This window comes from Stenotrophomonas sp. SMYL89, assembly GCF_036319985.1.
Classification (GTDB): Bacteria; Pseudomonadota; Gammaproteobacteria; order Xanthomonadales; family Xanthomonadaceae; genus Stenotrophomonas; species Stenotrophomonas maltophilia_Q.
In genome coordinates this window covers 146,503-161,030 of sequence record NZ_JAWIRW010000003.1, presented here as the reverse complement: position 1 = coordinate 161,030, position 14,528 = coordinate 146,503, and the positions used below count along the sequence as shown (strand labels likewise).

The window sequence follows — 14,528 nt, the reverse complement described above, 5'->3', positions numbered from 1 at the left end:
CGCGCATGGTTCGTTTCTTCATCGACCGGCCGATCTTCGCCTGGGTGATCGCCATTGCGGTCAGCCTGCTCGGCCTGCTTGCGATCCTGATCCTGCCGGTGGACCGCTATCCGCAGATCGCCCCGCCCACCATCACCATCCGCGCCACCTACACCGGCGCCTCGTCGCAGACCGTGGAAAACGCGGTCACCCAGGTCATCGAGCAGTCCCAGCAGAGCCTGGACCACCTGATGTACATGACCTCCACCAGCGCCTCCGACGGCTCGGCGCAGGTCAACCTGGTGTTCGCCACCGGCACCAACCCGGACACCGCGCAGGTGCAGGTGCAGAACCAGCTGCAGGCCGCCATGGCCACGCTGCCGCAGGCGGTGCAGCAGAACGGCCTGACCATCACCAAGTCCAGTGGTTCGATCTTCGAGGTGCTGTCGTTCACCAGCGAAGACGGCAGCATGGACAACTTCGATGTCGCCAACTTCATGGAAGCGCGCATCGATGACCAGATCAGCCGCGTCAGTGGTGTCGGCAACATCCAGCCGATCGGCCAGGAGTACGCCATGCGCATCTGGCTGGACCCGGAGAAGATGCGCCAGTACGCGCTGATGCCGTCGGACATCGAGACCGCGCTGCAGGCACAGAACACCGACGTCTCGGCCGGTGAACTCGGCGGCCAGCCGGCGCTGAAGGGCCAGCAGCTCGACGCCACGGTGACCGCGCGCAGCCGCCTGCACACGCCCGAACAGTTCGCGCAGGTGGTGCTGAAGGCCGATGCCAACGGCAGCGTGGTGCATCTGGGCGACGTGGCGACGATCGGCCTGGGCCCGGAGAGCTACGACAGCATCAGCACCTTCAACGGCAAGCCGTCGGCCTCGCTGGGCATTGAACTCAATGCCGGTGCGAACGCGATCGCCGTGTCCAAGGCCATCGATGCGCGGCTTCAGCAGCTGCAGAAGTACTGGCCGCATGGCTACACCGCCCACGTGGCGTTCACCACCACGCCGTTCGTGACCATCTCGCTGAAGGAAGTGATGATCACCCTGGTCGAGGCGATCATCCTGGTGGTGCTGGTGATGTACCTGTTCCTGCAGAACTGGCGCGCCACCCTGATCCCGACCATCGCGGTGCCGGTGGTGCTGCTGGGCACGTTCGGCGTGCTGGCCGCGTTCGGCTATTCGATCAACACGCTGACCATGTTCGCGCTGGTATTGGCCATCGGCCTGCTGGTGGACGATGCCATCGTGGTGGTGGAGAACGTGGAACGGGTGATGACCTTCGAAGGGCTGGCGCCGAAGCCGGCCACGCTGAAGGCCATGGGCCAGATCACCGGCGCGCTGGTCGGCATCGTGCTGGTGCTGACCGCGGTGTTCCTGCCGATGGCGTTCTTCAGTGGTGTCACCGGCGTGATCTACCGCCAGTTCTCGGTGACGATTGCTGCAGCGATGATCCTGTCGGTGCTGGTGGCGATGACCATCACCCCGGCGCTGTGCGGCAGCATCCTGCACCAGATTCCCAAGGGCGGCCATCCGCATGGCGACCACGGCGGCGAGCCGAGCCTGCTGGGCAAGTTCTTCATCTGGTTCAACCACCGTTTCGAGCGCACCTCCAACGGCCTGCGTCGTCGGGTGGATGGCTTCCTCGGCCGGCGCACGCTGGGGGTGGTGTTCTACCTGGTGCTGAGCGTGGTCACCGGCCTGCTGCTGTGGCACCTGCCGGGCGCGTTCCTGCCCGACGAGGACCAGGGCATGCTCAATGCACTGGTGAAGCTGCCGGCCGGCTCCACCCTGGAGCAGACCCGCGCGGTGATGGATCGTCTGAGTGCCGCCGCGGTGAAAGACGACAGTGTGCTGTCGATCCAGGCCACCGCCGGCTTCAGCGTGACCGGCAGCGGCCAGAACGTCGGCCAGGCCTTCATCCGCCTGAAGGACTGGGATGACCGCAAGGATGATGCCGATACCATCGCCGCGCGGTTGACCAAGGCCATGGCCAGCGTGCCCGATGCGCAGGTGTTCATCACCTCGCCGCCGGCCATCCTCGGCCTGGGTGATGCGGGCGGATTCACCCTGGAACTGCAGGACGAAGGCGGTGCCGGCCATGCCGCCGCCGTGGCCGCGCGCAACACCCTGCTGAAGGAAGCTGCCAAGGATCCGAAGCTGGTCAACGTGCGCTATGCCAGCCTGGAAGATGCACCGGTGTATGCGGTGAAGGTGGACGACGCCAAGGCGCAGGCGATGGGCGTGAATCCACAGGACATCAATGACACCTTGAACGCGGCGCTGGGCGGCGACTTCGTCAACAACTTCATCTACAAGGGCCGCATCAAGAAGGTCTTCATCCAGGGCACCGCCGAAGCGCGCATGCAGCCGCAGGACATCGAGCGCTGGAGCGTGCGCAACCAGGCCGGACAGATGGTGCCGCTGTCATCGCTGGTCAGCGCGCACTGGTCCAGCGCACCGGCCGCGCTGCAACGCTACAACGGCATCTCGGCGATGGAGATCACCGGCCAGCCGGCGCCCGGCGTCAGCTCCGGTGAGGCGATGGCCGAGATCGCGCGCCTGGCCGATACGCTGCCGGAGGGCTTCAGCCACGCCTGGTCGGACATGGCCTACCAGGAACAGCTGTCGGGCAACCAGGCACCGATGCTGTACGCCATCTCGCTGCTGTTCGTGTTCCTGTGCCTGGCCGCGCTGTATGAAAGCTGGGCGGTGCCGTTCGCGGTGATGCTGGCCGTGCCTGTGGGCGTGTTCGGCGCGGTGCTGATGATGAACCTGCGTGGCCTCAACAACGACGTGTACTTCCAGGTCGGCCTGCTGACCACGATTGGCCTGGCGGCCAAGAACGGCATCCTGATCGTCGAGTTCGCGCGCATCCTCGAACACCAGGGCAAGAGCACCCGCGAGGCGATCCTGCAGGCGGTCTACCTGCGGCTGCGGCCGATCGTGATGACCTCGCTGGCGTTCCTGATGGGCGTGCTGCCGCTGGTGTTCGCCACCGGTGCCGGTTCAGCCGCGCGCCGATCGCTGGGTACCGGCGTGGCCGGCGGCACGGTCGCCTCGATGGTGCTGGGCATGTTCTTCGTGCCGCTGTTCTACCTGCTGGTGCGCCGCCTGTTCCCGGGGCGCGCAGCGACTCACGCCACTGCCCCGGAGGCACGTCCATGAAGCCGATGCTGATGCGCGCCCTGGCGGCCGCAACGATGACCACCGCGCTGGGCGGCTGCGTGAGCATGGCGCCGCACTACCAGAGGCCCGAGGCCCCGGTGCCGGGGCAGTTCGGCAACGCGGCAACGGGCGAGGCTGATCCTGCGCTGGCGATGCCGGCATGGCGCGAGGTGTTCCTCGAACCGCGCCTGCAGCAGGTGATCGCGCTGGCGCTGCAGAACAACCGCGACCTGCGCGTGGCCGTGCTGCAGGTGGAGAAGGAACGCGCGCAGTACCGTATCCAGCGTGCGGCGCTGCTGCCGTCGGTGGATGCCAGTGGCAGCGTCACCCGCTCGCGCGTGAGCGATGCGAACAGTGAAGCCGGGGCCACCCAGGTAACCGAATCCGATGCCGTGCAGGTCGGCATCAGCAGCTGGGAACTGGATCTGTTCGGACGCATCCGCAGCCTGAAGAACGAGGCCCTGCAGAACTGGTTGGCCAGTGCCGAGAACCAGCGTGCGGCGCGCACCAGCCTGGTCGCCGAAGTGGCGACGGCGTGGCTGGCGCTGGCGGCCGATGGGCAGTCGCTGGCATTCACGCAACAGACCCTGGACAGCCAGCAGCAGACCCTGCAGCGCACCGAGGCCCGCCATGCGCAGGGGCTCGCCTCGGGGCTGGATCTGTCGCAGGTACAGACCAGCGTGGAAGCCGCGCGCGGCGCGCTCGCCAAGCTGCAGACACAGCAGGCGCAGGATCGCGATGCATTGCAGCTGTTGGTGGGGTCGCCGCTGGATCCGGCACTGCTGCCGACCGCGCAGGTGCTGGAGGGCAGCGTGGCACTGGCGCCGCTGCCTGCCAATCTTCCTTCAAGCGTGCTGCTGCAGCGCCCGGATGTGCTGTCCGCTGAGCATGCGTTGCAGGCCGCCAACGCCGATGTCGGTGCCGCGCGCGCTGCATTCTTCCCGACGCTGACATTGACTGCCAACTACGGCCACAGCTCCACCGCGTTGTCGACGCTGTTCTCGGCCGGCACCCGTGGCTGGTCGTTCGCGCCCAGCATCACCGCGCCGATCTTCCATGCCGGCGCACTGAAGGCATCGCTGGATGCCTCGAAGATCGGCAAGGACATCGGCATCGCGCAGTACGAGAAGGCGATCCAGCAGGCCTTCAGCGAAGTGGCCGATGCGCTGGCCACGCGTGACCACCTGACCGCGCAGATGGACGCGCAGCGCGCGCTGGTCGCCGCCAGCCAGCGCAGCTACACGCTGGCCGATGCACGTTACCGCACCGGGCTGGATGGCTACCTGCAGTCGCTGGATGCACAGCGCAGCCTGTATGCCGCGCAGCAGGACCTGATCTCGCTGCAGCAGCAGGAAGCGGGCAACCGGGTGACGTTGTTCAAGGTATTGGGCGGCGGCGCGGACGCACGATAGCGCGTTCGTTCCGGTAGCTGCCGACCTTGGTCGGCACGGAGGCCTTCATCCACGCATGGCGTGGATCTACCAGGGCGGGCGGCAGTAGATCCACGCCATGCGTGGATGAATCCCCGCCAATGCACGGTAGCGCCGGGCCATGCCCGGCGAGCGCAGCGGCGCGTTACGCCACGCGGCTGCGGCGCGCCCGCTCCAGGTGCACCAGCAGCAGCGAGATCGCCGCCGGGGTCATGCCGGGAATCCGCTGCGCCTGGCCGATGGTCTGCGGGCGCACGCGCTCCAGTTTCTGCAGCGCTTCGGCCGACAGCCCGCGCACGGTCGCGTAGTCGAACGCCTCGGCGATCGGCGTGGCCTCATGCCGCTGCTGGCGCTCGATTTCCTCGCGCTGGCGATCCAGGTAGCCGGCGTACTTCACGCCGATCTCCACCTGTTCGGCCACCTTGCCGTCGGCTACCGCCGGGCCCAGCGAAGGCACCTGCATCAGCTGCGCGTAATCCAGCTCGGGGCGCTTGATCAGGTCCAGCACATTGGTTTCGCGGCTGACCGCCACGCCCAGCGTGTCCTGCACTTCACGTCCCAGCGCATTGGCCGGGGTCGCCCACAGCGCACCCAGGCGCGCGCGCTCGGCGGCCACCGCAGCCTGCTTGGTCTCGAACGCGTTCCAGCGGCGGTCATCGACCAGGCCCATCTCTCGGCCGGCCGGGGTCAGGCGCTGGTCGGCATTGTCCTCGCGCAGCTGCAGGCGGTACTCGGCGCGGCTGGTGAACATGCGGTACGGCTCGTTGGTGCCGTGGGTGATCAGGTCATCCACCAGCACGCCCAGGTACGCCTCGTCGCGGCGCGGGCACCAGCCGTCCAGCCCACGCACCTGGCGTGCGGCGTTGAGGCCGGCCAGCAGGCCCTGCGCGGCGGCTTCTTCATAGCCGGTGGTGCCGTTGATCTGGCCGGCGAAGAAAAGGCCGTTGACCAGCTTGGTTTCCAGCGAGGCCTTCAGCCCGCGCGGGTCGAAGAAGTCGTACTCGATCGCATAGCCGGGGCGGGTGATGTGCGCGTTCCCGAAACCGCGGATGCTGCGCACCATCTCCAGCTGCACGTCGAACGGCAGCGAGGTGGAAATGCCGTTGGGGTAGATCTCGACGATGCCCAGGCCTTCGGGTTCGACGAAGATCTGGTGGCTGGCCTTCTCGGCGAAGCGCACCACCTTGTCTTCGATGGAGGGGCAGTAGCGCGGGCCGATGCCTTCGATCTGGCCGCTGTACAGCGGCGAGCGGTGCAGCGCGTCGCGGATGATCTGGTGGGTCTGCTCGGTGGTATGGGTGATCCAGCAGCTGACCTGCTGCGGATGTTCGTCCACCGAGCCGAGGAAGGACATCACCGGCCGAGGCGTATCGCCGGGCTGCTCGTCCATCACGCTGTAATCCAGCGAGCGACCATCGATGCGCGGCGGCGTGCCGGTCTTCAGGCGGTCGACCTGGAACGGACGCTCGCGCAGGCGCGCGGCCAGTGTGGTGGCCGGCGGGTCGCCCATGCGGCCGGCGGCGTACTGGGTCGGGCCGACGTGGATCTTGCCGGCCAGGAAGGTGCCGGCGGTCAGCACCACCGCCTCGGCGTCGAAGCGCAACCCGGTCTGGGTGATGACCCCGCGCACGGCGTCGCCTTCGATCACCAGGTCATCGACCGCGGCCTGGAACACCGTCAGGTTGGCCTGGCCTTCGACGATGGCACGGATCGCCATGCGGTACAGGTTGCGGTCGGCCTGGCAGCGGGTCGCGCGCACGGCCGGGCCCTTCGATGCGTTGAGCGTGCGCCACTGGATGCCGGCGCGGTCGGCGGCATGCGCCATCGCACCGCCCAGGGCGTCGATTTCCTTGACCAGATGGCCCTTGCCGATGCCGCCGATGGCCGGGTTGCAGCTCATCGCGCCCACGGTTTCGATGTTGTGGGTCAGCAGCAGGGTGCGCACGCCGGTACGGGCTGCGGCCAGCGCGGCTTCGGTGCCGGCGTGGCCACCGCCGATGACGATGACGTCGTAACGATGGAAGGACGGGTTCATGGGGGCTGTTCAGCTTGGGGCAGGCGCGGCCGGGGGCGGCGCCGGGGTGGCGATTTTAGCGCCATTCGGGGCCCGGACGCCGGCGCCGGCCCGTTGGCGGCGAAATCGGCCCTAAAGTTGGCAGGATTTTTGCAGATAACCCAATAGCACCCATCGTGGCTGGCGCCGAAGGCGCCCGTGACCGGAATTGGAACAGGGGCCGGTACAGGCGCACGATGGGGGAGCAGAGGGCCGGCAGTCGGGGGACTGTCCGGCCCTGTTTTTTTTGGGGCTGTAGGGAGAGCTTCATCCACGCATGGCGTGGATCTACTGAAACCGGGCCTGCGCGAATGGCGCTTGGACTGTCCCCAAAACAAACGGCCCCGCAATGCGGGGCCGTCTGCCTTCAGAGGTGCCGACATCCGACAGGGCCGGAACAGGGGGGATCCAGATGTTCCTGTCGGATATCGACGTAGAGCTTTTTGCGGCGGCCCGTGTCGTTTTTGTCACTTTGTGACGCGGGCCGTCACTGTCCGCGTAGATTGCGGCTTAGACCGTGTGAAATGCAAGACGGTTCAGCGCTCAACTGTGCGCTGCGTCGCACGATCCATGTTGCGCCAGGGGGAACCATTCATCCTCGGCGCACTCGGTGCCGGGGCCGGACGGGCCTGCGGCGCGGGCGCCGGCGGCTGCATGTTCGACTGCGGCGGGCGGCGCATCGAATCCATGTTCCGCCACGGGGAACCGCCGTTGTACGACGGCCGCGGCGGCGGCGGCGGCCGGTTCTCGCCACCGTTGCCGGGCGGGCGCGGCGGCGGGCGGTGGTTGTGCGGCGGACGGTAGATCGGGCGCGAGTAGTACGGGTTGCCATAGCCGCCGTAATAGCCGCCATAGCCACCGTAGTACGGGTAGCCGTAGTTGTAGGGATAGCCGGCCGGGTAGCGGTACTCCACCGACGGCGCGCCGTGGTAGTAGCCGCCACCGCGGCCACCGCCTACATAGTCGTAGGTGGTGCAGCCAGTCAGGCCCAGCAACAGGCCACCGGCAAGCAACAGGCGCATTTTCATGGTGGGTCCCCCCAGAGGACGGGTGTGCAGCCAGCTTCGTGCGCGGGCATTGAATCGGCCCTTAATTCGGCTGGCCAGGATGAATGGAGGCGTAGGCCCGCATGCTGGCATGACCTGTGCCCCGGTCGCCAGCGCAGGGGCATACGTTAATCTTGCGTCATGAGCGATTCACTGTTCCCCCGCGCCGATGACGTCCTGCTTGCTGCTGCGAGGATCGCCTCGCATGCCAGCGTGACCCCGGTGCTGCGCTCGCGCACGCTCGATGCAATGAGCGGCGCACAGTTGGCGTTCAAGGCCGAGCACCTGCAGCGCGGCGGCGCATTCAAGTTCCGCGGTGCCTGCAATGCCGTGTGGTCGCTCGATGCTGATCGCGCCAGTGCTGGCGTGGTGACCCATTCCTCCGGCAACCACGGTGCCGCGCTGGCCCTGGCCGCACGCACCCGCGGCATCCCCTGCCATGTGGTGGTGCCGGAAGGGGCGGTGGCCGCCAAGCTGGCCAACATCGCCCGCCACGGCGCCACGCTCTGGCGCTGCCCGCCGACCATCGCCGACCGCGAGGCCACCTGTGCCAGGGTGCAGGCCGATACCGGCGCGACCCTGGTGCATCCGTATACGGACCCGGCGGTGATGGCCGGGCAGGGCACTGCGGCCCTGGAACTGCTGCACAGCGACGGCCCGTTCGATGTGCTGGTGGTGCCGGTGGGCGGCGGTGGCCTGGCCAGCGGTACCGCGCTGGCCCTGCAGCACGCCAGTCCGCACACGCGGCTGATTCTGGCCGAGCCGGCCGGTGCCGATGACACCGCGCGCTCGCTGGCCACCGGCGAGCGCCATGGCGCGTTTACCCCGGACACCATCTGCGATGGCCTGCGTACCCTGATCGGCGCGCCCAATTTCGAGTTGCTGCGCGCCGCGGGTGCCGAGGTGATCGTGGTCGATGACGCCGCGACGCTGGTGGCGATGCGCCTGCTGTGGGAGGTGCTCAAGCAGGTGGTGGAACCCTCTTCGGCCACCGTGCTGGCTGCGGTGCTGGCGCAGCCGCAGCGCTTCGCCGGCCTGCGCGTGGGCCTGGTGCTGTCCGGCGGCAACGTCGACCTGCCAGCCCTGCGCTGGGAGGCGGCGTGAGCCGCGGGCGGCACCGCGAACGCACCGGCCTGCTGGGCTGGTTGTGGCGGCTGTTCGTGCTGCTGGTGATCTGGCTGCTGGGCGTGACCGCCTGGATCGTCTGGATCGGTGAACGCGACCAGGCCGCCAAGGCCGACGCCATCATCGTGCTGGGTGCCGCGGCCTATGACGCCAAGCCGTCACCGGTGTTCGAGGAGCGCATCCGCCACGGGCTGGACCTGTATGAAGCACGCTACGCGCCGCTGCTGATCTTCACCGGTGGCTATGGTGGCACCGGCGCGCGCTTCTCCGAATCGCAGGTGGCGCGGCGCTACGCGCTGAAGCATGGCGTGCCGGATGACGCGATCCTGATCGAGACCGCGTCGCGCAATACCGTGCAGAACCTGGTGGAAGCCAAACGCTTGATGGACCAGCGCAACCTGCACCGGGTGATCATTGTCAGCGACCCGCTGCACATGGCGCGCGCGCTGCGCCTGAGCAAGGCGCTGGGCATCGATGCGCTGGCCTCGTCCACACCCAGCACGCGCTTCCGCAGCTTCCATACCAGCTGGCGCTTCCTGGTGCAGGAAATCTACTTCTTCCACCGCGACCTGGTGCGCCCGCCGCTGAGTTCGCCGGCCAATACCTGAGCGGTGGCCGCCTGCTTTGGGTGGCTGCCGACCTTGGTCGGCACAACCTGCCAGATCGCGATGCCGCCGGCACTACCAGGCAGTCAGGTCTGCTTGCGCCGGATCGGAATTGCCGACACCGGCACCGAGGCCACGTCATGCCCGCCTTCGCGGATCGGCGCACCGGGGTCCGGTGCCCAGGCGTGGGCGTAGATCACTTCCCAGCTGCTGGGCAGCTTGCCGTCGGCGCCACGCATCGGTTCGTACGCGGCCGCGGCGGCAGCGAAACGTCCGCGCCCGGTCAGGGTATGGCGGCGGTCTACCCGCGCATTGGTCGCGCCCATCGCGCGCAGCTCGCGCATCAGCGATGGCAGGTCGTCGTAGGTCAGGGTGAACAGATCGCGGTCCAGCACCGGGTCGCGGAAGCCAGCCATCATCAGTGCATCGCCGAACTGCGCGATCTGCGCGAAGCGGCTCACGTGCGGGCGGTCGTCGGCGGCGGCGAAGGCTTCGTTGAGTTCGATCAGCGTTTCCGGGCCGAACGTCGAGCACAGCAGCAGGCCACCCGGCTTGAGCACGCGGCGGAACCCGGCGAACACCGCCGGTAGGTCATCCACCCATTGCAGGCACAGGTTGCTGAAGATCACGTCCACGCTGTTGTCGGCCAGCGGCAGCGCACTGGCATCGCCGCACAGGCGCTGGAACGGCTTCCACCAGCCGGCCTGGCGCTTGGCCTGGTCCAGCATCGGCAGCGCCACGTCCAGCGCGATCACCTGCGCCTTCGGCCAGCGCTTCTTCATCAGCGCACTGGCGTGGCCGGTGCCTGCGCCAATGTCCAGCACCACCTCGGGCTTGCGTGCCTCCAGGTAGTCCAGCGACTCGATCAGCCGCGACTGCACCTCGCGCTGCAGGGCGGCGGCAGCGTCGTAACTGGTGGCGGCACGCGCGAATGCGCGACGGACATGGCGGGCATCGAAGTGGGACGGCATTGCGAAAGTCTCTTAGAACGTACCGGGGTAGGCGCCGCCGTCGATCAGCAGGTTCTGCCCGGTGAGGTAACCGGCCTGTGCACTGCACAGGAAGGCGCAGGCGGCGCCGAACTCGTCCGGCGTGCCGAAGCGGCCGGCGGGAATCTGCTGGCGGCGGCGCTCGGCCACTTCCGCGGCGTCGCCGTCCTTGCCCGCACTGTGGGCGAAGTTGGCGCGCAGGCGATCGGTGTCGAACTGGCCGGGCAGCAGGTTGTTGATCGTGACGTTGTGGGCCACGGTGCGGCGCGACAGGCCGGCGACGAAACCGGTCAGGCCGCTGCGCGCGCCGTTGGACAGTGCCAGGATGTCGATCGGTGCCTTCACCGCCGACGAGGTGATGTTGACGATGCGGCCGAAGCCGCGCTCGATCATTGCATCCACGGTGGCGCGAATCAGCGCGATCGGCGCCAGCATGTTGGCATCCAGTGCGGCAATCCAGTCGTCGCGCTCGAAGGTGCGGAAATCACCCGGCGGTGGGCCACCGGCGTTGTTGACCAGGATGTCCACCTGCGGGCAGGCGGCCAGCGCCGCCGTACGGCCGGCCTCGGTGGTGACGTCGGCGGCGACGGCGCGTACCTCACCGGCACCGGGCAGTGCACGCAGTTCGTCGGCGGCGACCTGCAGTGCAGCCTCGCCACGCGCTACGACCACCACGTTCACGCCCTCACGCACCAGCGCGCGCGCGCAGCCCAGGCCCAACCCCTTGCTTGCGCCGCAGACCAGTGCCCAGCGACCAGTGATACCCAGATCCATGCGTCAGTCCTGCGGAATTCGGTAGGCGCTCATTGTCCGCCATCGGCCGGTGACAGGCGGGCAACGAAGTGTTGCAGGGCGGCGGCCACCTCATCGGCATGGCCGAGGAAGGGCGCATGGCCGCCGTGGGCGACGGTCAGTGACTGCGCGCCCGGGGTCAGCGCCGCAGCGGCCTGCATGGCGACCGGTGACACGAGGCGGTCGCGCTGGCCGGCGATCCACAGGCTGGGTTTGCCCAGCGTTGGCAGTGCACCGCGCAGGTCGGTGCTTTCGAGCAGGCGCAGGCCTTCCAGCAGGGCGCGTTCAGTGGGGGCACCGCGCTCGACCAGGCGCTGGCGCAGCGTGCGCAGCTCCTCGCGGGCGTGCGCCGAGCCCATCACGTCCAGCGCCAGGAAGCGCTCCAGGGTACCGCCGAAATCGTTGGCCAGCTCGCGCCCGAACTGCTCGAACACTGCCGGTTCCACCGCGTGCGGCCAATCCTCGCCACGCACGAAACGCGGCGTGGCGGCGATCATTGCCAGGCCGCGTACCTTCGGCAGCGTTGCCGCCGCGTGCAACGCTAACAGGCCGCCCAGCGACCAGCCGCACCACACCGCCGGTGGCGTGGCCGCAGCAATGGCGCTGACCACGAACGGCAGGCGCAGCGGCGTGGTGTCCTCGCGGCTGTGCCCATGGCCGGGCAGGTCGACCAGATGCAGGGTGAACTGGTCCGCCAGCCGCTGTACCAGCGGCGCGAACACGCCGCCCTGCAGGGCCCAACCGTGGATCAACACCAGGTCCGGCCCACGGCCGGTGACTTCAATATGCATGGGCAACGAAGCGGAACTCAGGCAAAAGCGGGCAGCGGCGGCGGGGCGGCTTCGCGTACGGCCAGGTCGAGGCGATCCCGCGCGTTGGCGATGGCCTCGACCAGGCCCCGCACCTGTTCCGGCGCATGCAGTGCGGACAGCGTAACGCGCAGGCGCGCCTTGCCTTCCGGCACCGTCGGCGGGCGGATCGCGCCGACCAGCCAGCCGGCCTGTTCCAGCGCCTTGGACATCGCCATGGCGCTGTGGTCATCGCCGCACAGCAGCGGCTGGATCGGCGTTTCCGAGGCCATCAGGTCCAGCCCGTGGCGGCGTGCTTCGCTGCGGAACAGCGCGATCAGGTCGGCCAGCTTGGAACGGCGCCAGTTGTCCCGGCGCGCCAGGCGCACCGCCTCGAGTGCAGCGGCGGCCATCGCCGGTGGCACGGCGGTGGTGTAGATGTACGGGCGCGCGGTTTCGGCCAGGTGCTCGATCAGATCGTCGCGGCCCAGCACCAGCGCACCGGAACCGCCCAAGGCCTTGCCCAGCGTTACCAGCTGCAGCGGTACGTCGTCCACGCCCAGGCCGGCGGCAGCAACGGCGCCACGGCCATCACCCACCACGCCCACGCCATGCGCGTCATCGACGTAGAACAACGCCTGCTGCAGGCGCGCGACCAGCGACAACGCACGCAGCGGCGCGATGTCGCCATCCATGCTGAAGACACCGTCGGTGGCGAGCATCGCCGCGCCGTCCGGCGCGTGCTTGAGCTGGCGCATCGCGCCTTCCGCATCCAGGTGCGGGTAGCGGCGCAGGCGCGCACCGGCCAGCCGCGTCGCATCGAGCAGGCTGGCGTGGTTGAGCTTGTCCTGCACGCATACGTCGTTCTCTTCGCTCAGCAGCGCCTGCTGCACCGCCAGGTTGGCGGCGAAGCCACTGCCGAACAGCAATGCACGCGGGTAACCCAGCCATTCGGCCACTTCGCGTTCGAGGGCGTCGTGCATCGCGTGGTGGCCGCAGACCAGGTGCGAGGCACCGGCACCGGCACCTTCGCGCGCAGCGGCGTCCTGCAGCGCATTGACCACGCTGAACTGCTGCGCCAGGCCCAGATAATCGTTGCTGCAGAAGCCGGTCAGCCACTGGCCGTCCACCTCAAGGCGCACGCCATCGCGACGGGTGACCGTACGTCGCGGGCGGCGACGGCCTTGGACATCGCGCAGAGCGCGCTGGGCGTGGAGGCGGGCGGTCAGGTCGGGGCGGGCCATGGTGGCTGAATGCGTCGACGGGGCGGCTAGGGTAGCGCGTTGCCGCGGCGCCTGCTTGCGGCCCGTCTCAGGCGGCGTGAGCGCAGCCGCAGCCGGGTGCATCGGCGCTGATATCGGCGTGCACGGTGCCGCCGTGGTCGTGGCCTTCGGCATCCACCTGCACCGCCATCGGCTGCAGCCCGAGCCGGGCGAACAGGGCCAGGTCGCGTTCGCTTTCCGGGTTGCCGGTGGTCAGCAGCTTGTCGCCGTAGAAGATGGAGTTGGCGCCGGCCAGGAAACACAGCGCCTGCAGTTCGTCACTCATCGCCTCGCGCCCGGCCGACAGCCGCACCATCGAGCGCGGCATGGCGATGCGGGCCACCGCGATCATGCGCACGAACTCGAATGGGTCCAGTTCGGCGCTGCCATGCAGCGGCGTACCCGCCACCTGCACCAGCTTGTTGATCGGCACCGAATCCGGATGCGCCGGCAGCGTGGCCAGCGCCAGCAGCAGGCCGACGCGCTGCGCGCGCGTCTCGCCCATGCCGACGATGCCGCCGCAGCAGGTCTTCAGGCCGGCATCGCGCACGTGTTCCAGCGTATCCAGGCGGTCCTGGTACTGGCGCGTGTGGATGATCGAATCGTAGTAGTCCGGCGCGGTGTCGATGTTGTGGTTGTAGTAGTCCAGGCCGGCGTCCTTCAGCGCACGCGCCTGCTCGCCGCTGAGCATGCCCAGCGTGGCGCAGGTCTCCAGACCCAGCGCCTTCACCCCGGCGATCATCGCCGCGACCTTCGGAATGTCTCGATCCTTCGGCGAACGCCATGCGGCACCCATGCAGAAGCGCGATGCACCGGCGGCCTTGGCCTGGCGTGCCTTGGCCAGCACCGCGTCGGTCTCCATCAGCTTCTGCGCGTTCACCCCGGTGCTGTAGCGCTGCGCCTGCGGGCAGTACGCGCAGTCTTCCGGGCAGCCGCCGGTCTTCACCGACAGCAGCGTGGACACCTGCACCTGCGAAGGGTCGAAGTGCTCGCGATGGACCGCTGCGGCGCGAAACAGCAGCTCTGGGAACGGCAGATCGAACAGCGCCTGCAGTTCGTCGTGTTGCCAGTCGTGGCGGATGGCAGCAGCCATGGCGGGACCTTGGGTACGAATGGAGCGAGGGCGGCAGTGTGGGTGGGTTGATGAATGCTGTCAACCGCGATGATGTTATTGTGGTTTACGGGTGGCCACTCCCATCAAGCTTGGCGGAAACGCCGCATTTCACCGCATCCTGCAAGGGCTTCGGCCAAAGTGGCCGCTGCCCAACGGAAGTGCTGGCGCG

General features: G+C 68.4%; 11 protein-coding genes. 4 read left to right on the top strand and 7 right to left on the bottom strand.

Translation table 11 applies throughout. The annotated features are described in order from the left end of the window. Positions 1-5 precede the first annotated feature (5 nt). On the top strand, positions 6-3,155 hold the full coding sequence (gene smeB, locus V3B41_RS05200; RefSeq protein WP_329860322.1) for a multidrug efflux RND transporter permease subunit SmeB: 3,150 nt from the start codon (positions 6-8) through the stop codon (positions 3,153-3,155). Further along, positions 3,152-4,567, top strand: coding sequence for a multidrug efflux transporter outer membrane subunit SmeC (gene smeC, locus V3B41_RS05195; protein WP_329860320.1), 1,416 nt, complete (start codon positions 3,152-3,154; stop codon positions 4,565-4,567). The genes smeB and smeC overlap by 4 nt, the downstream gene beginning before the upstream one ends. A gap of 163 nt (positions 4,568-4,730) precedes the next feature. Here the strand turns inward: smeC and mnmG are convergent, their stop codons facing one another. Together mnmG and V3B41_RS05185 are read right to left on the bottom strand one after the other, a co-directional pair. Beyond that, positions 4,731-6,620 (bottom strand): tRNA uridine-5-carboxymethylaminomethyl(34) synthesis enzyme MnmG, encoded by a 1,890-nt coding sequence (gene mnmG / locus V3B41_RS05190; protein WP_329860318.1) that lies wholly within the window; start codon positions 6,618-6,620, stop codon positions 4,731-4,733. Positions 6,621-7,174: 554 nt separating this feature from the next. Then, positions 7,175-7,666 carry a hypothetical protein gene (locus V3B41_RS05185; RefSeq protein WP_100443712.1) on the bottom strand — a complete coding sequence of 164 codons (492 nt, stop codon included), beginning with the start codon at positions 7,664-7,666 and terminating at the stop codon, positions 7,175-7,177. Positions 7,667-7,825: 159 nt separating this feature from the next. Between V3B41_RS05185 and V3B41_RS05180 the strand changes: the two genes are divergently transcribed. Together V3B41_RS05180 and V3B41_RS05175 are read left to right on the top strand one after the other, a co-directional pair. Beyond that, complete coding sequence (locus tag V3B41_RS05180; RefSeq protein ID WP_295547500.1) at positions 7,826-8,788, top strand: pyridoxal-phosphate dependent enzyme; 963 nt, start codon at positions 7,826-7,828, stop codon at positions 8,786-8,788. Further along, positions 8,773-9,417, top strand: a complete 645-nt coding sequence (locus tag V3B41_RS05175) for a YdcF family protein (RefSeq protein ID WP_049432036.1) — start codon at positions 8,773-8,775, stop codon at positions 9,415-9,417. The genes V3B41_RS05180 and V3B41_RS05175 overlap by 16 nt, the downstream gene beginning before the upstream one ends. Positions 9,418-9,500: 83 nt before the next feature. Here the strand turns inward: V3B41_RS05175 and bioC are convergent, their stop codons facing one another. The 5 genes from bioC to bioB form a co-directional block, all read right to left on the bottom strand. After that, on the bottom strand, positions 9,501-10,385 hold the full coding sequence (gene bioC / locus V3B41_RS05170) for a malonyl-ACP O-methyltransferase BioC (RefSeq protein WP_049431867.1): 885 nt from the start codon (positions 10,383-10,385) through the stop codon (positions 9,501-9,503). Positions 10,386-10,397: 12 nt separating this feature from the next. Further along, complete coding sequence (locus V3B41_RS05165; RefSeq protein ID WP_049431869.1) at positions 10,398-11,177, bottom strand: SDR family oxidoreductase; 780 nt, start codon at positions 11,175-11,177, stop codon at positions 10,398-10,400. Positions 11,178-11,206: 29 nt separating this feature from the next. Then, the gene (gene bioH / locus V3B41_RS05160; protein ID WP_049431870.1) at positions 11,207-11,986 is read right to left on the bottom strand and encodes a pimeloyl-ACP methyl ester esterase BioH; all 780 of its coding nucleotides are present in this window, start codon (positions 11,984-11,986) and stop codon (positions 11,207-11,209) included. 17 nt (positions 11,987-12,003) lie between these two features. Further along, positions 12,004-13,227: an 8-amino-7-oxononanoate synthase gene (gene bioF / locus V3B41_RS05155; protein ID WP_049431871.1), complete on the bottom strand. Its 1,224-nt coding sequence runs from the start codon at positions 13,225-13,227 to the stop codon at positions 12,004-12,006. A 67-nt stretch (positions 13,228-13,294) separates the two neighbouring features. Beyond that, positions 13,295-14,338: a biotin synthase BioB gene (bioB, locus tag V3B41_RS05150; RefSeq protein ID WP_049431874.1), complete on the bottom strand. Its 1,044-nt coding sequence runs from the start codon at positions 14,336-14,338 to the stop codon at positions 13,295-13,297. Between the last annotated feature and the right edge of the window lie 190 nt (positions 14,339-14,528).